This window comes from Methylocystis sp. Uni0008, assembly GCF_056838045.1.
In genome coordinates, this window is record NZ_CM166370.1 from 2,144,024 (window position 1) to 2,163,490 (window position 19,467).

Sequence of the window (19,467 nt, forward strand, 5' to 3'; positions counted from 1 at the left end):
CCAGCGCCGGCGACCAATAAATATCCGCCCCACCCTGTTCCGGCTTGCTGAGTTCGGCGAGCGCGTCGCGGGACTGTTTCCAGACGAATTGAACGTGGGTTTGCGGGTGATTTCGCTCGAACTCCCGCTCGTAACGGGTGGTCAATTCTTCCGGAAAGCTTGTGACGACGATGATCGTCCCATCGTCCGACGCGCCGGACAGCGACGCTGCTAGAATATTGAAAATACAGGCGATAACAGCGACAGCGACGGGGCGAATCATGGGAGGCGAGCACCGCTATGTAGTTAGCTTACATAAAGCTTGACTACAAACTACGGTTATAAAAGTCAACGTCCGAACGTTGTGCACATATGATAAGTATATAAGCGTGTGATATATATGCAACACGCCTGAATATGTTACCGATTCATATTACGATTGCAAAAAAATATATAGCTTTTCCAACAGCTTATATCTTGCCGTCCTCGCACGCCGCAGGCGGTTTGGAGCCTTTACTACATTTTGTCGAATTCAATACAAGACGAGGGTTCCTGTTCTTACAGGCGCGCCGGAGGCGTCCCGCGCGCCAGGCTATTCAGCAGAACAAGCGCCACGCGAATTACGGCGCCCGCTTCGGCGTCGGCGCAAAGATCGCCTTCGCGGCGGTCGCGTGATTGTCGCGTGGGAGAAGCCGTCGGGAGCGCCTGAGCCGGTTGCGTCCTGACTATCGACCCTGTATCCGGGCGATGAGGCGAGGCGCTGACATGGCGGACGGCAAGATTGATGCTTCACTGGCGCTGCGCAGCGAGGGCCGACTCCTCGTCGGCCGCGACCGCGTGAAGCTGTTGGAGGCGGTCGCGACCCACGGCAGCATCACCAAGGCCGCCAAAGCCGTCGGCTTCAGCTACAAGGCCGCATGGGACGCCGTGAACGCCATTAACAACCTGCTGCCGACGCCGGCCTTTGTCACCAAGGCGGGCGGCCGCAGCGGCGGCGGCGCAGAAGTGACCGAGGAAGGCCGGCGGCTGATCGCCACCTTCCATCGCCTCGAGGAAAAGCTCGGGCGCATATCGGAGACAATCGCTGAAGAGGGTCTCGCCGGCGCTGAAGATTTCCTGCTCTGGACCGCCGGGATGACGATTTCGGCGCGCAACGTCTTCCGAGCGGAAGTGACCCAGGTCAAGAAGTGGCCGGTCGACGTCGAAGTGACGCTGCGCGTGTCGGAGAAGGATACGATCCTCGCGATCGTGACCAATGAAGCGGCCGAGCAGTTGCACCTTGCTCCGGGACGCAAGGCTCTGGCCCTCATCAAAGCTTCCTTTGTCAGCCTGGCGCCGGCAGGAGACGCGACGCCGCTGCAGCGCAACTGCTTTCGCGGCGTGGTCACCCAGCGCATAGACGCCGAACGCAACAGCGAAATCCTGCTTGACGTTGGTTTCGGCAAGACGATGACCGTGGTGACGCCGCGGCGCGACGTCGAAGACATGGGATTGAAGGAAGGCGACGCCGCCCTGGCGACCTTCAACGCTTCGGACGTCATTTTGGCGGTGGAATAGCAGCCTCCGGAGAGGTCGGCGGCTGCAGCGCAACTGGCGACGGGCGTAATTCCGCAATAGTCTCTTCGCCACGCTTCGACAGAAGCGTCGCGCCTAAGGAGCATTCCATGAACCGAATTTATTTTATCGCCGCGGCCGGCTTATTCCTTTATGCGACGAACGCAATCGCGGAAACGAAAAAGCCGACGTCGAAATGGACGTGCGATGAGTTCCTGGCCGTCGATGAACAATTTCAGCCTAAAGTGATCTACTGGTCCTCTGCTCAAAGCAAGGCCGGCAAGCCGACGGGATCAACAGTCGATATCGAAGGCGCTGAAAAGGTCATCCCCATGGTGATCGACGATTGCAAGAAGGCGCCGAAAGAGTCTTTCTGGAGCAAGTTGAAGGGCGCCTGGAAAAAGGTCGAAGACGACGCAAAGTCGCTCGGCAAAAAACTGTGACGTCCGTGCGTGGCCGCCATTTGGAAGGGCTGAACAATGCTTGAAACGATCGCCGTCATTCTCCTCATCATGTGGCTGTTCGGCCTCGTGTCCTCATATACGCTCGGCGGTTTCATCCACATTCTGCTTGTGATCGCAATCGTCGTGATCCTCCTGCGCATCATCCGGGGCCGCAGCGTCATTTAGCGACCTTGCCGCGCAGAATGCTCCTGTTTGGACGACGACCGGGACGGCGAAGCCCGCGCAACGCCGTTCGCCGGCTTCCCCTGCCGCCCACTCCATTTCGACTCGAAGCGGGCGAAGCGCGCTTCGAGCTCCCACTGCAGTCTGGCTTTTTCTGAGCCCGCCAAGAAGCGGCTGCAGTCGCGTGAAGGCCCAGTCCCGAGCTGTCCGCCCGCGCAAGCGGGAACCGGGCGCGCCGCGCCGGGATCCCGCCACAAGCTTCCGCCTGGAAGGAAGGCGTAGGTCAGACTGTTTCGAGAAAGCTGTTTCAGGTCGCGGTAGGAAAGTTCATAGGCGCGCGCGGCGCGCTGGTACTCATGCGTGAGATCGATCCGCGATACGCCCTCGTCGTCTGTCGACAGCGCCGTAGGCACCCCCGCGTTACGATAGAGCGGAAACGGATGGTCAGCGCCTTCGACGCCAAGAATTTGCGCATTGGAGGTGAGATTGATTTCGACCATGATTCCATCGCGCGCCATTCGCCCCATCAGTTCTTTGGCGTCGCGCTCGAAGCCGATGTCAACTCCATGCCCGATGCGCTTTGCGCCGGCGATCTCCACCGCCTCGCGAATATGGAAGGTCAGGTCCTTGGGAGGAACAAGACCCATCGTCAGCTCGCCGGCGTGGAGACTGATCCGCGCTTTCGGATGCCGGCGTCCGACGTCGCCGACGATACGCATCTGATCGCTGTAGCTACCCAGCGTGACTTCATCGTCCTCCGCAGCGACGAGGTTCAATCCAACGACGAGTCCGTCGAGCGAGGCGAGGCGCGCGGCAAGCGCCGTCTGCGCAAACAACTTCGCGCGATCGACATTGCGATAAACCTGAGCGAGGAAGCGAACGGCAACGTCGCATCCGGGCCGGCGCGTGGCCGCGTCGCCGCAGCCGAGCCGTCGGTCCTTGTCCGCGACGACGGCTGCGACGCTCGCCCCAGCGCGCTTGGCGAGGTCGCCGAGCCCTTTGTCGTCGAGCGCCGAGAGCATCGCATCAGGATCGTCCTTCCAACCGATCTTGTCGCCAAGATCGCGCGCATCGCCCATCAGCGGACTTATCATCAACTCGAGGTACAGGATGTTCTGAGACGCGGCGCGTTCGACAACCTCCGCGAGGGCTGCGCCAATATTGTTTCCCGTCACATCTGAAAAGCGGAAGAAGCTGTTGAAGAACTGATCGTGACCGCTCACACGCGCGGTGATGACGTCGCGCATCGACCAGGCGTTAATCGCGTCCCGGTAGGATTGCGTGGAGCGCAACGCCTCGGCGAGAGGCGGTTTGGACGCGGCGTCGCAAGGCGGCGGCAGCGCCGCCTTGCTGGCGACGTCGAAACACCAGCCTTCGGCGCGCGCCCAGGCCAAAGCGCTTTCCGCATAGACGGCGCCCGAAAGGTGATTGTGCAGATCGCCGCCTTTCGGCATTTCGGCAAGGAAACTGCGCAGCGCGGCGCCATTGCCGCGGAAACGATCCAGGGCGGCTGAAGCGGCGTCCAGGGCGGCGCTCGACGTCTCTCGCGCATTTACGCAACCGCCCCAGGCGATCGCCAGGATCATCGCGAGAATGCGCAGCGGCGCAGCGGCTGGCCGAATTGCAGTGAAAGGGCGACGCAGAGGCGACGTCATGAAAGGCTCCGAGAATGCAGCGTCTCAAGCGAACAAAAACTTCGCTCGGCATTCGACTACGCAAATCGAATTTTTGCAAAGGAAGCTTGCTCAATTCAGTCGATCTATGACAAGACTGACGCTCACAATCTCCGGGAAACTCAGTTCGGCCCAATGTCGATGTCGTGGTTGCGCAGAATCTCAGCTTCCAAGCTATTCCGCATTTTTTTCATCAACTTCGGCCTTCTCATAGGTCTCGTCGTCGTTGCGGAGATTGTTCTTCATCTCGTCTACAAGAGCGGCAATCCTTTTCTGGCGCCTGCGAGAAACGAGCTGCGCGTTCGCGACCCTCATTTCACCCATGGTCTCAAACCGAATTTTGACGGTTTCGACGCGTGGGGCTCGAACAAGGTTCGCATTTTCACCAATTCGCTGGGCTTCAGAGACGCCGCCGTGCGCGACGTGCCGCTAACGACGGACCGCAAACGGGTCGTCTTCATCGGCGACTCCTTCACTGAAAGCCTCGGCGTTCCCTACGAGCAGTCTTTCGTCGGCTTTTTTGCGCAAGCGTTTCCCGCGATTGACGTGTTGAATGCAGGCGTTTCGAGTTACGCGCCGTCGGTCTATTACGAGAAGCTCAAATATCTTCTCGAGTCCGGGCTCAAATTCGACGAAGCCGTCGTCTATATCGACATCTCCGACATACAGGATGAAGCCATCCTCTATTCCTACGACGCGAATGGCGTCTTGCAGATGGGCCTGTTTCAGACCGGCTCAGAGGAATGTTCGCCGGTGCCGCGCCCGCCGCTGCAGCGTCCGGAGAGGCGCTGGTGGGAGAAGCTCTCCTATATCGGCGAGTTCCTCGGACAGATGCGCTATTCGGCGCAGCTGTCGAGAGCGCTCGAACACGCGAGTTTCGAGGATCTCTCGAAGTCGCGCGCTGTTTATAGTCGCGACTATGCGCGTCCGAGTTGGACCTATAGCGACGACTCAAGCTGCTATGGCGCTCTGGGGATCGAAGCGTCGATCGACAAAGCCAAGAGGCAAATGGATCGCCTGCATGAACTTCTTTCATCGCGCGGCGTGACGTTGTCGGTTGGCGTCTATCCCTGGCCGCAACAGCTGCTCTATGACAATGAACATTCCCGGCAAGCGCGCCTCTGGCGCGACTGGTGCGCCGGCAAATGCAGAAAATTCTTCGATCATTTTCCGGACTTTTTTCAGTACAAGGCGCAGGATTCCGATTTCATCAGATCGCTGTATTTCTGGGGCGACTTCCACTTCAACGCCAGGGGCAACGAACTCCTCGCGCGCCGACTCATCGAGAATTTTGAGTGAGGCGGCGGCAGGTTTCCCGGCCGCGCCGTAACCTTCCGTAAAAGCGATAGAATTCACGTCGGCGCGACCCCGCCGCGGCAAAATCGTAAGCTTGATACCCGGGACGATATCCCTTAATTTGCCGCCTCAAATGGAGCGATGGAGGTCGCGAAAATTTGCCGTTCGCGAGCCTTGGAGATAGTTTGCCGTCGAGGCGACGTGGGGGGTCTCGTCTGAATGTCGCATGAGGATTTTTCGAGAGACCGTTCGGCCGCCATGGGCTCCGATCGATCGTTCGGACTGGTGATCGCCGCGGCGATCGCCATCATCAGCATGCTGCCGCTGTGGCATGGCGAGACGCCTCATTACTGGGGGCTCGCCGGAGCGCTCGCTTTCGCCGCGGCGGCGTTGCTTGCGCCAGCCAAACTGCGGCCGCTTAACCGGCTTTGGCACAAGCTTGGCTTGACGCTGCACAAAATCACCAACCCCATCATCATGGGCGTCCTGTTCTTTGGCGTGATTCTGCCGATCGCGGTGATCTTCCGGTTGCGCGGGGCCGATCCGCTCAAACTTTCGTTCGACAAGAATGCGACTTCCTACTGGAACATGCGCGATACGTCCGAGACGGCGAGCGACATGAGCAAACAGTTCTGAGGAGAGAGGCAAAAATGAGTTTTCTGCTCGAACTTTGGGATTATCTGAAGACCCGAAAGAAATACTGGATGGCGCCGGTGCTGGTCATCATGCTGCTGATCGGCGCGCTGATCGTTCTGCAAGGAACCGCGGTCGCTCCGTTCATCTACACGCTCTTCTAATCGCGATGCGGATACTTGGCATCTCCGCCTTCTACCACGACAGCGCAGCCGCCGTGGTGGAGGATGGCGAAATCATCGCCGCCGCGCAGGAAGAACGGTTCTCGCGCAAGAAGCACGACTCCCGCTTCCCGCGTCATGCCATCGACTATTGTCTTGAGGCGGCCGGCGCCAAGCCTCAGGACATAGATTTCGTCGCCTTCTACGATAAGCCGTTCGTCAAGTTCGAGCGCCTGCTCGAGACTTACGTCGCCTTTGCGCCGCGCGGCTTCCAGTCCTTCAAGATGGCGCTGCCGCTCTGGCTGCGGGAAAAGCTCTTTCAAAAATCGCTGCTGCTGAAAGAGATGAAGGCCTATTCGGCGGACGTCGACTGGGCGAACAGGCTGCTGTTCGCCGAACATCACTTCAGTCACGCCGCGAGCGCCTTTTATCCTTCGCCGTTCAAGGACGCGATCGTTCTGACGATGGACGGGGTCGGCGAGTGGGCGACGACGTCGGTCGCTTTCGGCAACGGCAACGAATTGTCGATGCAGCGCGAATTGCGCTTCCCGCATTCGCTTGGTCTGCTCTATTCGGCCTTCACCTATTACACCGGGTTCAAGGTGAACTCCGGCGAATACAAGCTGATGGGCCTCGCCCCCTATGGCGAGCCGAAATACGCCGATTTGATCCTGGACCGCCTCATCGACCTCAAGCAGGACGGAACCTTCCGGCTCGATCAGTCATATTTCGACTATTGCACCGGCTTGCGGATGACCAACGCCAAGTTCGATGAGCTTTTCGGCGGTCCCGCGCGCAAGCCGGAAGAGCTGCTGACCCAGCGTCACATGGACATCGCCGCCTCGATACAGGCGGTCACCGAGGAGATCGTCCTCAGACTCACACGCGCGCTCGCGAAAGAGACAGGCGGGCGCAATCTATGTCTCGCCGGCGGCGTGGCGCTGAATTGCGTCGCTAACGGCAAGCTGCTGCGCGACGGCAGCTTCGATCAGATTTGGGTTCAGCCTGCCGCAGGCGACGCCGGCGGCGCGCTGGGCGCGGCGCTCGCGGCCTATTACGGCTACAAGAAAAATCCCCGGAGCCTCAACGGCGGCGGTGACGCCATGCGCGGCTCCTATCTCGGTCCCTCATTCTCGCAAGCCGAGATCGAGCGCCGCTTGCAAGGCGCGGGCGCGAAATTTGACACGATGTCGGAAGGCGATGTGATCGAGGCGACGGCGCGCGATCTTGCCGACGAGAGAGCGATTGGCTGGTTCCAGGGTCGAATGGAATTCGGGCCGCGAGCTCTCGGCGGTCGATCGATCCTTGGCGATCCGCGCTCCGACAAGATGCAGAAGACGCTTAATCTGAAAATCAAATATCGCGAGTCGTTTCGCCCCTTCGCGCCGTCGGTTTTGCGCGAGGATGTCGCCGATTGGTTCGATCTCGACGGCGACTCGCCCTACATGCTGCTCGTCGCCGACGTCGCGGAGAAGCATCGTCTCGCGATGACGCCCGAGCAGCAGGCGCTGTTTGGCATCGACAAGCTTAACGTTCCGCGCAGCTCGATTCCTGCCGTGACGCACGTCGACTATTCCGCCCGCATCCAGACGGTGCACGAAGAGACAAACCCGCGCTATCACGCGCTGCTTTCGGCGTTCAAGCGCATGACCGGCTGTCCCGTGCTCGTCAACACCAGTTTCAACGTGCGCGGCGAACCCATCGTCTGCACGCCGGAAGACGCCTTCGGCTGCTTCATGGGCACCGAGATGGACACGCTTGTGATCGGCAACTGCTATCTGCGGAAAGAGGACCAGAACGCATCGCTCAAGCACGATTATAAAGAACTGTTCGAACTCGATTAGAATGTTCCGCCATTTTTCATGAGCACATCGGACATCGTGCAATGGCTGAAGCGCGCCGCGAAAATCGGGGCGATAAACGCCGCCATTTTTCTCGGCCTTTTTCTTCTCGTCGAACTGGGCTTGCACCTCAAATCGCCAAATCAGAACCCGCTGCTTGGCCCGCCCTTCGTCAAGAGCGCGTTCAGAGTGCATGTTCCCGTCTACAGCCACTCCCTGGCGGCGAATTTCGACGGCGACGATCTGTGGGGCGGACATCGCTACCATATTCGAACAAACGCACTTGGGTTCAAGGACGCCGTCAACCGAGACGTGCCTTTCGAGTCGGATCGGCGACGCGTTCTCTTCATCGGCGACTCCTTCACTGAAGGGGTCGGGCTTCCCTATGAGCAGACGTTCGTCGGCCGTTTCGCCGCGGCGCTTCCCGAGGTTGATGTCCTTAACGCGGGCGTGAGCTCATACGCGCCATCGGTCTATTTCACGAAGATCAAATCGCTGCTGGACGCTGGAGTGCGCTTCGACGAAGTGATCGTCTATGTCGACATTTCCGACGTGCAGGATGAAGCCATCTACTATCGGTATGGCGCAGACGGGAAGCTCGAATGGAGCAACTTCGAGAAGGAGTGTCCATCGCCTGAGGCGACTCTCGTCATCGAACCCTCCTGGTGGGCGCGGCCTTCTTACACACTGGAGTATCTGGAAAAGGACCGCTTCATGCGGCGCGCGATCAAGGATGTGCGAGGCTTGAGCGGCGCGGAGTTGGTGAAGCCCGGCATGAGCTACGGACGCGATAGGGATCGCGGCAGCTGGACTTATGACTCGAGGGCGAAGTGTTACGGCGCAATGGGCATTGAAGGCGGCGTTGCGAAGGCGATCGAGAACATGGATCGGCTCCATGCGCTTCTGAGCGCGCGTGGGATCCCGCTCTCGGTCGGCGTCTACCCTTGGCCGCAGCAGCTGCTGTACGATCAGGAAAACTCACGCCAGGCGCAGATCTGGCGAGACTGGTGCGCGACCAAATGCCGAAAGTTCTTTGATCACTTTCCTGTTTTCCATGCGTACAAGGACGCTCATCCGAACTTCCTCAAAGATCTGTTCATATGGACGGACGTGCACTACAGCGAGTTCGGCAACGATCTCTTGGCCCGGGATCTGATCGCGAAATACCGCTAGCGGATCGCCCTTAAGGCAGGAGCCGTCGCCAGCAGCCGCCCAATAACCGAGCGCGGCCGCCCACGCACAGAAAAATCAGCCGCTCAGCTTGACGACGCGCTAAAAGCCAAGTTTCCTTTCGTCACGCGTAAGCCAATGCGATTGCACGCGAATTTTAGTTTATTGATGGAGCGGCGAATGGATTTCGATCGCGTAAGACAGGAAAATCTTGTCCAGAGCTTACGCGACGCGCTGCCCCTCTCCGCCCGGCCCAGGCCAGCGCTCCTCGCCTTCCTGCGCGGACGCGGCGCAATCGGTCGGAATGCGCCACGGCTGATCATCCTCGACGTCTTGGACGCAGGCGCACAGGGCCTGATGTGCCGCTTCGAAATTGCCGGCGACGTCAATGCGTCCGGTTTCGTCGCGCCCTTGGCGCAGATTGCGCTCGATCGCCGACATCCCGTGGTCCAGAAACTTGCCGCGTGGCGACGTCATACGCCGCGCCCCGGGGCTGCGTGACTATGTGCTCTCCACCCGCGCCACGCCATCGACGAACGTCGCCGTGAGCATGCCGGGGGTCGAGCGCGCCCGACCGCATCTTCCCTGCCGATCCACAAGGATGAGGCCGCCACGTCCGTCGACTCTGTCGACGAGATAGCGAATCGCCTCGCACGCGGCTTCTTCAGCTTGCATGGAGCGAAACTCGACGAAAAAGGCTGCCGTCCGCGCAAGCGCCGTGCGGATAAAATCCTCGCCGACGCCGGTGCAGGAGACCGCGCAGCTCGCGTTATCGGCGAATGTGCCGGCGCCGATGAGCGGTGAATCGCCGACGCGGCCGGAGCGCTGATTCACGACGCCGCCTGTCGAAGTCGCCGCGGCGAGATCGCCGTTTTGATCACGCGCGACGGCGCCAACAGTGCCAAGCTTCTCATCCGCCGCGTCAGAATGGTCGAGCGCGACCTCGTGCTTTCGCCTGGCCTTCGCCAATTGCGCGACGCGCTCTTGCGTTCGAAAATAATCCTCGCTTTCGAACGCCAAACGCCGCTCTCGCGCGAAGCGCTCCGCGCCCTCGCCGACGAGCAGCACATGGCGGCTTCTCTCCATGACCTCATATGCGAGGCGCACCGGATTTCTGACGCCGCGAATTGCCGCGACGGCGCCAGCTTTGAGGGTCCGGCCTTCCATGATCGACGCGTCGCACATCGCGACGCCCTCTGCATTAAGCACGGAACCTCGGCCAGCGTTGTAAAGAGGATCGTCTTCGAGCAGCGCGACACAGTGCGCGACCGTGTCGAGCGCCGACGACCCCGCCGCCAAAAGGCGCGCGCCTGATTCAACGATCGCGCGCAGCGAGGGCTCATATCGGTGCGGCTCGCGGATCGCGCCGGCGCCGCCATGAATCATGAGAGAGAAGTCCGTCATCGAAAAATCAACCGCCTGTGGTTGGGCTGCGCGCCTGCGCTATAGTCTCTTTGTTCCGGACTTTGGAGTGACCGCCATGCGCAACACATTGCTTCTTACCCTGATCTTCGCGGCGCTTGCAGCGCCCGCATCGGCCGAGACGTCGATCATAGGCAAAAAGGACGGGAAAGATATTGTGACGGTGCGTGTCGGCGAAGCGACGCAATCCAAACAGGCGTTGCCGATCTTTCCTGGAATCTCCGCAAACACCGCCGGCGCAAAAGGCCTGTCGCTGTTGAAGGTCGTTATTCCGCCGGGCGGCAAGGCCGAGGCTCATACCCATAAGGGACATGAATCCGCGATCTATCTTTTGCAGGGCCGCGTCGAGACGCGCTACGGACAAAATCTCGAGAAGAGCGTCGTGAACGTCGCAGGGGACTTCATCTTCATTCCTCCCGACGTTCCGCACCAACCGGTGAATTTGAGCGACAGCGAGGCGGCGATCGCGATCGTCGCGCGCAATGACGGCGACGAACAGGAGCATGTGATTCTCTATCCGACAAAAAAATGATGCGGCGTTAACCGCGAGCATCGGCGTGGGCTGGATCTTGGCTGGGTGAAAGAGTCTCGAAAGCCATCAGCTTTCGAGACTTTTCGCGTAAGGCCATTCATTTGCAGGAGGACAAAGCGCTCTAAAGCGCGCTTATGGACGCATGTTGACCATCAAGCCAGGCGACGCCTGAAGGCGTCATACGGCTAAGCGTCGATGCGGTTTACAACGGTCATGAAGCTGAGACCAAAACAATTGCAGGCGGCGACGTTTGAGCGTCACGCCTTTCAAGACGCGCCAATGCGTTAGGCGCCTCACTCAGACACAGCGCTCAGGAGTAGTAACATGCCCCGGTTCGCGGCTTTCCGAAACGATTCCGCCCTGGAGATCGATCCGTCCGCGCAAAACGCGTTTGTTCCTGCGTCGACGAATTTGCCGCGAGACGCGCGTATCTTGATCGTCAGCGACATGCGCCTGTTCAGCGAGGCTCTTGGCTTGCGTCTGAGCGCGCATAAAGGAATGTCGATTGTCGCCGTCGTCGAGCGCGAGGCCGCGCAAGCGGCGGCGGCGGAATTTAGGCCCGATATTGCTCTGCTCGACGTCGGCGAGTTGGAAAGCCTCGCGATTGCGCAAGGTCTCGCCGCACAACATGTGGATTTGCGCATTGTCGCGATCGGCGCGCCTGCATCGGCTGGCGCGGCCCTGGCGGCGGCGTGTCCAAGAATCGTGGGCGTCATACCTCGTGACGGTTCGGTTGAAGACGTCGTCGAACTACTCGAGAGGTTGACCGCCGCATCCGCGATTCATTCCGTCGCGCAGCGTCGGCCGATCGTCAGAAGCTCGAACGCATCCGGCGTAGATGCAAAGGACGCGCTGACTGCGCGCGAACGTGAAATACTGGAGCTGATCGAACGCGGGCTGTCGAACAAGGAGATCGCGCGTCGACTGCGCATCGAACTCGGCACGGTGAAGAATCACGTTCACAATGTTCTTCAAAAGCTGCAAGTGCGCGGACGCGGCGAAGCGGCTCACTCGATGCGCCTGCGCTCCCTCCCGATATGAGAGGGAGCGCAGTATTCCATGTTTGACTAGATCAGTCCCGCCGCGCGCAACTCAGTCAAGCGCTGCAGAAGCGCGGGATTGACGAACTGTCCCGCGATCGGCCTGCTCATCGGCGCCAATCCTTCGCCCATCCAGCCGGGCGCCAGTCCCGCGCTGGCCGGCGCCGCAGCGCCCATCGGCTGTGCCGCGGCGAGACCGGGCGCCCGCTCGAAGTCGGGCGCGCCGACGCCTTCGCGCGCGGCGTCGCCGAGATAGCGCACGCCGGACGAGGCGAGCAGCGAGAAGAGCTGCGCGACGCGCTGCTCATTGCGCGTCGCCCGCGCGCCAGTCAGAAGCGGGTGATGGGCGAGAAGCAGCGCAGCCATGCCCGTAACGTGAGGCGTCGCCATGGAGGTGCCGTCCCACGCCGCATAACCGCCGCCGGGCACGGTCGAGACGATGGCCACGCCAGGCGCCGCGACCGCGATCTGCGGTCCGAAGCAGGTGAACTTCGGCGAGAACATCGTTCCAGCGACAAGTTGCGGAACGACAGTCTGCGCGTGATAGCTGTCGCCTGGGAATTCGTTCAATTTGCCGAGCGCCGCAACGGTCAGCACCGTCGGCAACATGCCTGGAAACTGCACGGGTCCGCTGGAGTTGCCGGCGGCGACGATGCAGGCGACGCCGCTCTGGCGCGCTTCGGTGATCTTCTGCGTGACGAGTTCGGAAGGATCGCCGCTGCCGAGGCTCATATTGACGACATCCAGCTGCCGTTCGATGCATTCGTCGAGCGCGTCGATGAGATCGCTGAAGCGTCCGCCGGGAAACACCTTCAGCGCATGGACCTCCGCTTTCGGCGCAAAGCCGCGGATACCGGCGACGCCGTCGGAGGCGGCGGTGATGATTCCCGCGCAATGCGTTCCATGGCCGATTTCATCGTTCGCCCAGCTCGTCTTGTCGCCGCCATTGGTGAGATCGGCGCCGCGCGTCACATGCCGCAACTGAGGATGCGCGCTGTCGCAACCCGAGTCGATGATGCCGATCTTGACGCCGGCGCCGGTGAAGGACGGATCGAGCCGATCGAGCTTCATCAGCCGCTGGCCCCAACCCACCATGCCGTTTTGAGGGAAGCCGTTGAAACTTTCGGTCAGCGGCCGCAATTGCACCGTGTTCATGGCGCCGGCCTGCAGCGCTGGCGCGCGAAGCATCCGATCCCAATGATCGGCGGCAGGCTTGACGTAGATCGCCTGGATGGTCTCGATCGGGCCGCCGAAAACGGTGACGACGACTTCGCCGCGTTCATTCGTGACGCCCTGGCCGGGAAACCCCTGACCATAGACATAGACGGTCGCTTTCGGCAGCGGCTTGCCGCCGGCGCCCACCACGCGAAGCTGCACATCGACTCCGACGCCCGCCGCGATCGGCATCACTCCGTTGAAGTCGAAAGGACGAAAATCGTCCGAGGCGCGGAGAAAGGCGTCGCGCTCCACGATGACGTTGGGCGGCGCCGACGACTGCAGCGCGGCGCCGCGCGCGGGATCCATCTCCGCCACCAGAATCTCGGGCGTTTGCGAAGTGGGTCCGCCGGCCGCCGAAAAGGCTGTGAGGCCGCGCGGCGCGATACGCCGCACAATTTTCACGTCGGGGAGCGCATTGGCGAGATCGGTCGCCGAAGCGGGCGCGAAACCGGGCACGCGCCGTGAAGCGATCATGAAGCGCTCTGTGGGCGCGACCGCCATGGGCTCGACGCGCGTATCGGCGCCGTTCGGCGAAGGCGCGGCGGGCTCAGGACTGTGGCCGTTAGGCGCCGGGTTGTTATTGTCGGGACCAGCCATATCGACTCTCCTAAATGAAAGCAGGCCAGCCTGCGCATCGCTGCGAGGACGCGACGCCGGCGCTAAAATTGTTTGAGTGGAGCGTTAGGTTCAATAATCAGGGTCGCGCCGAACTGCTGGCGCAACTGACTTGCGCTTGCCGCGGGCAGCGCGACGACCAGCCTTGGTTGACCAACTTTGCCGGCGCGTTGGAGAATGGCCGCGCCTGGAACAGACTGCATCGCCTGTTCGAACGCCGCCAAATCCCCCAGCGCCGCCGCGTTGCGCGGCGCCACCAGGAATTGATCGATGCCTTTCATTGCGCTCATGACGTCGCGATCCTGATTTTCTGGATGGCTCCCGGGCCGGAAAATCGGCCCGGGAGCGGCAACAGATCATCCTTCAAACGCCGCGTCGATGGCGCGGCTCGGCGTCAGCCGTACATCGGCGCCTGCATTTGCGGCACGTAGTAGACGGGCTGCGGCGCGGCGTCGAACGGCAGGAAACGCTGAGCGAGACCGCCCACCGTGCCGCCGATCGTCTGGCCGAGTCCGGCGTTGCCGAAGCGACCGCCGATGAAGCCGCCGAGCGGCGCCCCGATCGCGCCAAGCGCGTCGCCGACGATCCCCTGCGGCGCGAACACCGGCGCGGCTTCGAACGGCAGGAAGCGCTGGGCAAGTCCGCCCACCACATTGCCGACCGTCTGGCCGGCGCCGGCGTTGCCGAAGCGTCCGCCGATCCAGTTGCCGACCCGGCCCCCGACCGCGCCGAGCGCATCGCCGATGAAGCCCTGCGGAACGAATACCGGCTCCGCTTCGAACGGCAGGAACCGCTGAGCGAGTCCGCCCACCGTGCCGCCGATCGTCTGGCCCAGGCCGGCGTTGCCGAAACGGCCGCCGATGAAGCCGCCGAGCGGCGCCCCAATCGCGCCAAGCGCGTCGCCGACGATGCCCTGCGGCGCGAACACCGGCGCGGCTTCGAACGGCAGGAACCGCTGAGCGAGTCCGCCCACCGTGCCGCCGATCGTCTGGCCCAGGCCGGCGTTGCCGAAGCGACCGCCGATAAAGCCGCCGAGCGGCGCCCCAATCGCGCCTAGCGCGTCGCCGACGATGCCCTGCGGCGCGAACACCGGCGCGGCTTCGAACGGCAGGAACCGCTGAGCGAGGCCGCCCACCGTGCCGCCGATCGTCTGGCCCAGGCCGGCGTTGCCGAAGCGACCGCCGATGAAGCCGCCGAGCGGCGCGCCGATCGCGCCAAGCGCGTCGCCGACGATCCCCTGCGGCGCGAACACCGGCGCGGCTTCGAATGGCAGGAAGCGCTGAGCGAGGCCGCCCACCGTGCCGCCGATCGTCTGGCCCAGGCCGGCGTTGCCGAAGCGACCGCCGATAAAGCCGCCAAGCGGCGCGCCGATCGCGCCAAGCGCGTCGCCGACGATGCCCTGCGGGGCGAATCCGGCCCCGGCCGTCTGCGGGACATAATAGGTTCCGGCATAGGCTTGCGGGCCGGCCTCGAACGGAAGCAGTCCGCCAAGCACGCCGCCCGCGACGCTGCCGATCTGTCGACCAAGGTTCTGATTGCCGAGCGCGCGGCCAAGCGCGCCGCCGCCCAATCCGCCCAGCGCGCTGCCCAGCGCGCCGCCGATGAAGCCTTGCGGCGCAAACATCTGATCGACGACCATGCCCATCGGCGCGACCGAAGGCGTTGCTCCATTATAAGCGACTTGCATATCTGATCCTCCCAAAGGGACAAAGGAATCTGCGCCGCTCAAACGCCTGTCGCATTTGCTCGCCGACGCAACGCAAACAATAAGTCCTCTGGCGCGCCTGACATATGGATCGTTGGGCACAGTCGAGGATACATGCGGCGCGACCGCTGCTGCTGCGTCGCCGGAAACGTTCAATAAAGCGCGGCGTCGTCGAACAGATGCCACAACGACTTCTGCAACTTGCGGCTTGTGATATGCGCGCCAGCGGCGCGGCGTTCGAGAACGAGTTTCTTATCGTGGAAATCTTCAAGGCCGACGCGATGACCGACGCTGATCACCGTCGCGCCGGCGAGATCTTCATTGAAAAGGCGCAGCATCGAAACCTGACTCTCTTCGTCGAGCGCCGAAGTCGCCTCATCCATGATGATGATCTGCGGCCTCTGCAGCAACAGCCGAACGAAGGCTATTCGTTGCCGCTCGCCGCCGGAAAGCGTTTGGTCCCATCTTTGTTCTTCGTCGAGATGCCTGACGAGATAACTCAGGCCGCAACGGCGCAGTGCGCCTTCGATCATCGCGTCGGTGATTTCCATATCGGAGATCGAATACAGCATCGCCTGACGGAGCGTTCCCAAGGGAATGTACGGCTTCTGCGGCACAAAGACGATGTGAGCGTCTTTCGGCAAGAGGATGCGCCCCGAGCCCCACGGCCAAAGTCCGGCGAGCGCGCGAACCAGCGTACTCTTTCCCGTGCCGCTCGGGCCGGCCACAAGCAGCTTCTCGCCAGCAGGGATCACGACATTCGCGCCGGCGATCACAATCCGCCCGTTGCGATGCGCGACCGCAAGATCCTGAATGTGAATCTTATCGTCGTCGCTGACGCCGAACTCGATAAACTCCTTTTCTTCCATGATGACGCCGACGTCGAGGCTCTCGAGCGCTTCGACGAGTTCGTCGACGCGGTTGGCTGACGCCATCCATTCCGCGACGCGCACGGAATTGTCGATGAACCAGTTGAAGGCGATCTGCACAGTCATGAATGCGGAGGCGAGCTGCATGACCGCGCCGAGCGTGAGCGCGCCCGAAAGGTATTTGGGCGCGACGAGCACAAGCGGAATAAGCGGCGTCAGCGCGCCATTGGCGCTTTGCACGGTGGCGATCACCCCGTTGCAATGAATCTGGCGAATCCACGCGGCGACGACGCGTCGATAATTCTGGAGAATGGAGCCCAATTCGTCTGCGTCGCCGCGAATGAGCGCGATGCTTTCCGCATTCTCCTTCAGTCGCGTGAGTTCGGAGAGCAGCTGAGCTTCGGCTTCGTTCTTGCGCGCAACCGCTGGAACGAGCGGACGTCCGGCGACATAGGCCACCGCGCCGGCGACGGTTGCGTAGATCACGGCGGCGAAGCCGAGATAGCCCGGCAAGACGACGCGGAATCCGAACAGATCGAACTCCAGCGCGCCGCCGACAGCCCACAGAACGCCAATGAAGGCCGACGCCGTCGCCAGCGCCGTCAAAAAACCCTACTGCGAATTCGACCAGAGGATCGACGGCAAGCTGCACGTCCTTGGCGATCCTGTATTCCGGAGAGGTCTGCTCAGCAGCGGCGATTTCGAGACGATAATAACGCTGGTCGTCGAGCCACCAGCCGGCGAGTTTCTCGGTGAGCCATTCTCGCCAGCGCATCTGCAAGGTCATGCGCGCGACGAGCGCGCCGCTGACGGCGACCCCGCTGAATGCGACGAGCGCGGGCAATAAGAGCGTCGCCCAGCTCAGCGACTCGACATTTCTGCTTTCGAGCGCGTCAAAAAACTTCCGATTCCATTCATTGGCGCTTAACTGCGCCCCAAGCTGCAGGGCGATGCAAAGGGCGACCAAGCCCGTGAGGATCCACGCGCGCCGCCTGGTCTCGCCGGTCCAGAACTCCAGCGCGAGCGCGCAAAACTCCCGCCAACGCGCTCGATCGGGCTGCTTGACCTCTGCAGCCGCCCCACCGGCTGTAGCCTGACGGCTCAATGTCAAAGCGCCTCCCCTTTGCTCGCGCACCCGACGATCAGCGAGGGAGCTGTCGAGCGGCCCGGCGCGTCGCGCCTGCTGCGCAGCTTTCATATGGCGCGAAGGAACAGCTAGACTATAGCGTCAGGGCGCCCATTTCGTGGATGGGAGCGGCGGACAGGAACTGCGGCTAGGGCGCTGCCGTTAAGCGGCGCGAGACGCCTTGCGCTCGAAGAACAGCGCCTGGCTGATCGTCGCTTTGACGGTGTCGACCTTGTAAGGCTTGCTGATGAGAAACGCCGGCTCGGGCCGCTCGCCGGTGAGCAGGCGCTCGGGAAACGCGGTAATGAAAATCACTGGCGCATCAAAACTTTCGAGCATTTCGTTGACGGCGTTGAGACCGGAGCTGCCGTCGGCAAGTTGAATGTCGGCAAGGATAAGTCCCGGCCGCTGGCGCTTGGCGAGCTCCACCGCCTCCTGATGGGTGCGCGCGACGCCGATGATGCGGTGGCCGAGGTCGCGGGCAATGAACTCGATGTCCTGCGCGATGAGCGACTCATCCTCGATGATGAGCACGTCCGTCGCGACGCGTTCGGCGATTTCGCGACCAGCCTCGCGCACGAGCGCTTCGACCTCTTCTTCGGTCACGCCCAGGATGGCGGCCGCGTCGGCGACGGAAAAACCTTCCACGGTCCGCAGTAGAAATGCCTGCCGCGAGCGCGGCGTCAGCATGCTGATGTTGCGCTGCGCGGCGGAGATTTCATCGGTCGGGGAAGCTTCGGTGTTGAGCCGGATCGATGACCACGACGTCATGAAGAGATGGTAGAGCCCGACCTTCGGCGACATGTTCGCGGGGAATGCGTCGGGATCCGCGACGAGCGCTTCGAGCGTCGCGACGACATAAGCATCGCCGCTTTTTTGCGACCCGCAGAGCGCCCTTGCGAAGCGGCGCAAATAGGGAAGATGCACCGCGATCTCACGCGAAAGGTTCATAGCTCCATCCTATTGCGCCAAACGCCCGAGTCAATTCGGGCGCCCTTGATATGCCAAGTGTTCCCCGCTTGCAATTACGGAACAATTAGTGTTCTTACGCGTTCCATCAAGGGAGGTCGTCGCTCGGCCGCCCCCGAGTGCTGGCGGGTCGTCTTGGGGGGGCAACTCGGGGTCGAAATGAGCCAACGCGAAAATCCCGACAACGACGGCCCCTGCCGCGGCGCGGAATCGGACCTAAATAACGGCGTTGCCGGAAGGGCCGAGACGGATGTCGACGGCTCGCTGGCGGACGGAATCATGCTGGACCCAAAAGTCCAGGCCCAGCTTGGCCGGGTTTTTCGCGCCTATTGCGACGATTTGATACATCAGCCCATTCCCGACAAATTCACTGTGCTGCTGGCCAAGCTGGAAGCCAAACAGCGCGAAAAGAAATGACCGACGAGGCCTTTGGAGATCAGATGGTGGCGCAGATGCCCTATCTGCGCGCCTTCGCGATCTCGCTTTGCGGTTCGCATAGCCTGGCCGACGATCTGGTGCAGGACACTCTGGTCAAGGCCTGGTCGCACGCCGATTCATTCGAACCGAACACCAATCTGCGCGCCTGGCTCGTGACCATCCTGCGCAACACCTATTTCTCGAGCTATCGAAAACGCTCGCGGGAAGTGCAGGACAGCGACAATCTCCTGGCCCAGCAGATCCCAGTGAAGGGCGGGCAGGAATCGGCGCTGACCCTGGCCGACGTCCAGGCGGCGCTTGATAAGCTCGCACCGGAGCACAAGGAAATCCTGCTGATGATCGGGATCACCGAGCTCTCCTACGAGGAAGCGGCGCAGATCTGCGGGGTCGCCATCGGCACGGTCAAGAGCCGATTGAACCGGGCGCGCGCCAAGCTCGCGGAGCATCTGGGCCTGCTGACGCCAAGCGATATCGACACCGATCCGACCGTGTCCGACCTCGCGGCGCGCCGGCCCTCCCGGGCAGTTTAAATTCAAGCCCGGCCTTCGCAAGGGGTGCGCTGGCGAGAGCGCGCGCTATCTGACGCTCTAGCCCCAACAG

The 19,467-nt window shown here is 61.9% G+C and carries 21 protein-coding genes and 1 pseudogene; 13 read left to right on the plus strand and 9 right to left on the minus strand.

Annotation, left to right across the window (positions count from 1 at the left end):
- Positions 1-396: 396 nt before the first annotated feature.
- From AC0X69_RS10720 to AC0X69_RS10735, 4 genes are all read left to right on the plus strand, one after another.
- Positions 397-654, plus strand: a complete 258-nt coding sequence (locus AC0X69_RS10720) for a hypothetical protein (protein WP_482607500.1) — start codon at positions 397-399, stop codon at positions 652-654.
- A 90-nt stretch (positions 655-744) separates the two neighbouring features.
- On the plus strand, positions 745-1,536 hold the full coding sequence (locus tag AC0X69_RS10725) for a TOBE domain-containing protein (RefSeq protein ID WP_482607501.1): 792 nt from the start codon (positions 745-747) through the stop codon (positions 1,534-1,536).
- 107 nt (positions 1,537-1,643) lie between these two features.
- Entirely contained in the window at positions 1,644-1,976 is a 333-nt protein-coding gene (gene hdeA / locus AC0X69_RS10730; protein WP_482607503.1) for an acid-activated periplasmic chaperone HdeA, read from the plus strand.
- Between the two features lie 36 nt (positions 1,977-2,012).
- Complete coding sequence (locus tag AC0X69_RS10735) at positions 2,013-2,162, plus strand: lmo0937 family membrane protein (RefSeq protein ID WP_482607504.1); 150 nt, start codon at positions 2,013-2,015, stop codon at positions 2,160-2,162.
- Here the strand turns inward: AC0X69_RS10735 and AC0X69_RS10740 are convergent.
- Positions 2,159-3,814: an adenosine deaminase family protein gene (locus AC0X69_RS10740; RefSeq protein ID WP_482607506.1), complete on the minus strand. Its 1,656-nt coding sequence runs from the start codon at positions 3,812-3,814 to the stop codon at positions 2,159-2,161. The genes AC0X69_RS10735 and AC0X69_RS10740 overlap by 4 nt on opposite strands.
- A 159-nt stretch (positions 3,815-3,973) precedes the next feature.
- On the opposite strand from AC0X69_RS10740, the gene AC0X69_RS10745 reads away from it, so the two are divergent.
- The 5 genes from AC0X69_RS10745 to AC0X69_RS10765 all read left to right on the plus strand — a co-directional run bounded on the left by AC0X69_RS10745 (position 3,974) and on the right by AC0X69_RS10765 (position 8,936).
- Positions 3,974-5,131: an SGNH/GDSL hydrolase family protein gene (locus tag AC0X69_RS10745; RefSeq protein ID WP_482613367.1), complete on the plus strand. Its 1,158-nt coding sequence runs from the start codon at positions 3,974-3,976 to the stop codon at positions 5,129-5,131.
- 216 nt (positions 5,132-5,347) lie between these two features.
- Entirely contained in the window at positions 5,348-5,764 is a 417-nt protein-coding gene (locus AC0X69_RS10750) for an SxtJ family membrane protein (RefSeq protein ID WP_482607508.1), read from the plus strand.
- Positions 5,765-5,778: 14 nt separating this feature from the next.
- On the plus strand, positions 5,779-5,925 hold the full coding sequence (locus AC0X69_RS10755) for a DUF5989 family protein (protein WP_409980301.1): 147 nt from the start codon (positions 5,779-5,781) through the stop codon (positions 5,923-5,925).
- Positions 5,926-5,930: 5 nt separating this feature from the next.
- Positions 5,931-7,766 carry a carbamoyltransferase family protein gene (locus AC0X69_RS10760; RefSeq protein WP_482607510.1) on the plus strand — a complete coding sequence of 612 codons (1,836 nt, stop codon included), beginning with the start codon at positions 5,931-5,933 and terminating at the stop codon, positions 7,764-7,766.
- 18 nt (positions 7,767-7,784) lie between these two features.
- Positions 7,785-8,936: an SGNH/GDSL hydrolase family protein gene (locus tag AC0X69_RS10765; RefSeq protein ID WP_482607512.1), complete on the plus strand. Its 1,152-nt coding sequence runs from the start codon at positions 7,785-7,787 to the stop codon at positions 8,934-8,936.
- 219 nt (positions 8,937-9,155) lie between these two features.
- Here the strand turns inward: AC0X69_RS10765 and AC0X69_RS10770 are convergent, their stop codons facing one another.
- Entirely contained in the window at positions 9,156-9,410 is a 255-nt protein-coding gene (locus AC0X69_RS10770; protein WP_482607514.1) for a hypothetical protein, read from the minus strand.
- Positions 9,411-9,434: 24 nt separating this feature from the next.
- Positions 9,435-10,337 carry an isoaspartyl peptidase/L-asparaginase family protein gene (locus AC0X69_RS10775; RefSeq protein WP_482607515.1) on the minus strand — a complete coding sequence of 301 codons (903 nt, stop codon included), beginning with the start codon at positions 10,335-10,337 and terminating at the stop codon, positions 9,435-9,437.
- A 76-nt stretch (positions 10,338-10,413) separates the two neighbouring features.
- On the opposite strand from AC0X69_RS10775, the gene AC0X69_RS10780 reads away from it, so the two are divergent.
- Both AC0X69_RS10780 and AC0X69_RS10785 read left to right on the plus strand, forming a co-directional pair.
- Positions 10,414-10,887, plus strand: coding sequence for a cupin domain-containing protein (locus AC0X69_RS10780; RefSeq protein ID WP_482607517.1), 474 nt, complete (start codon positions 10,414-10,416; stop codon positions 10,885-10,887).
- Positions 10,888-11,211: 324 nt separating this feature from the next.
- On the plus strand, positions 11,212-11,928 hold the full coding sequence (locus AC0X69_RS10785) for a response regulator transcription factor (RefSeq protein ID WP_482607519.1): 717 nt from the start codon (positions 11,212-11,214) through the stop codon (positions 11,926-11,928).
- A 26-nt stretch (positions 11,929-11,954) separates the two neighbouring features.
- Here AC0X69_RS10785 and AC0X69_RS10790 read toward each other — a convergent pair whose 3' ends face one another.
- The 6 genes and pseudogenes from AC0X69_RS10790 to AC0X69_RS10815 all read right to left on the minus strand — a co-directional run bounded on the left by AC0X69_RS10790 (position 11,955) and on the right by AC0X69_RS10815 (position 18,411).
- Positions 11,955-13,742, minus strand: a complete 1,788-nt coding sequence (locus tag AC0X69_RS10790; protein ID WP_482607521.1) for a S8 family serine peptidase — start codon at positions 13,740-13,742, stop codon at positions 11,955-11,957.
- A gap of 62 nt (positions 13,743-13,804) precedes the next feature.
- Positions 13,805-14,050 carry a hypothetical protein gene (locus tag AC0X69_RS10795; RefSeq protein ID WP_482607522.1) on the minus strand — a complete coding sequence of 82 codons (246 nt, stop codon included), beginning with the start codon at positions 14,048-14,050 and terminating at the stop codon, positions 13,805-13,807.
- Between the two features lie 104 nt (positions 14,051-14,154).
- On the minus strand, positions 14,155-15,447 hold the full coding sequence (locus AC0X69_RS10800) for a hypothetical protein (protein ID WP_482607524.1): 1,293 nt from the start codon (positions 15,445-15,447) through the stop codon (positions 14,155-14,157).
- A gap of 170 nt (positions 15,448-15,617) precedes the next feature.
- Positions 15,618-16,940 (minus strand): ABC transporter ATP-binding protein/permease, encoded by a 1,323-nt coding sequence (locus tag AC0X69_RS10805; RefSeq protein WP_482607526.1) that lies wholly within the window; start codon positions 16,938-16,940, stop codon positions 15,618-15,620.
- Positions 16,941-17,007: 67 nt separating this feature from the next.
- Positions 17,008-17,532, minus strand: a pseudogene (locus AC0X69_RS10810) (hypothetical protein); the annotation flags it as partial.
- 90 nt (positions 17,533-17,622) lie between these two features.
- On the minus strand, positions 17,623-18,411 hold the full coding sequence (locus tag AC0X69_RS10815) for a response regulator (protein ID WP_482607528.1): 789 nt from the start codon (positions 18,409-18,411) through the stop codon (positions 17,623-17,625).
- Positions 18,412-18,588: 177 nt separating this feature from the next.
- Here AC0X69_RS10815 and AC0X69_RS10820 point away from each other — a divergent pair, with 177 nt between their 5' ends.
- Positions 18,589-18,846 (plus strand): NepR family anti-sigma factor, encoded by a 258-nt coding sequence (locus AC0X69_RS10820; protein WP_482607530.1) that lies wholly within the window; start codon positions 18,589-18,591, stop codon positions 18,844-18,846.
- Entirely contained in the window at positions 18,843-19,397 is a 555-nt protein-coding gene (locus tag AC0X69_RS10825; protein ID WP_482607531.1) for a sigma-70 family RNA polymerase sigma factor, read from the plus strand. Before AC0X69_RS10820 ends, AC0X69_RS10825 begins: the two co-directional genes overlap by 4 nt.
- The last annotated feature ends 70 nt before the right edge of the window (positions 19,398-19,467 follow it).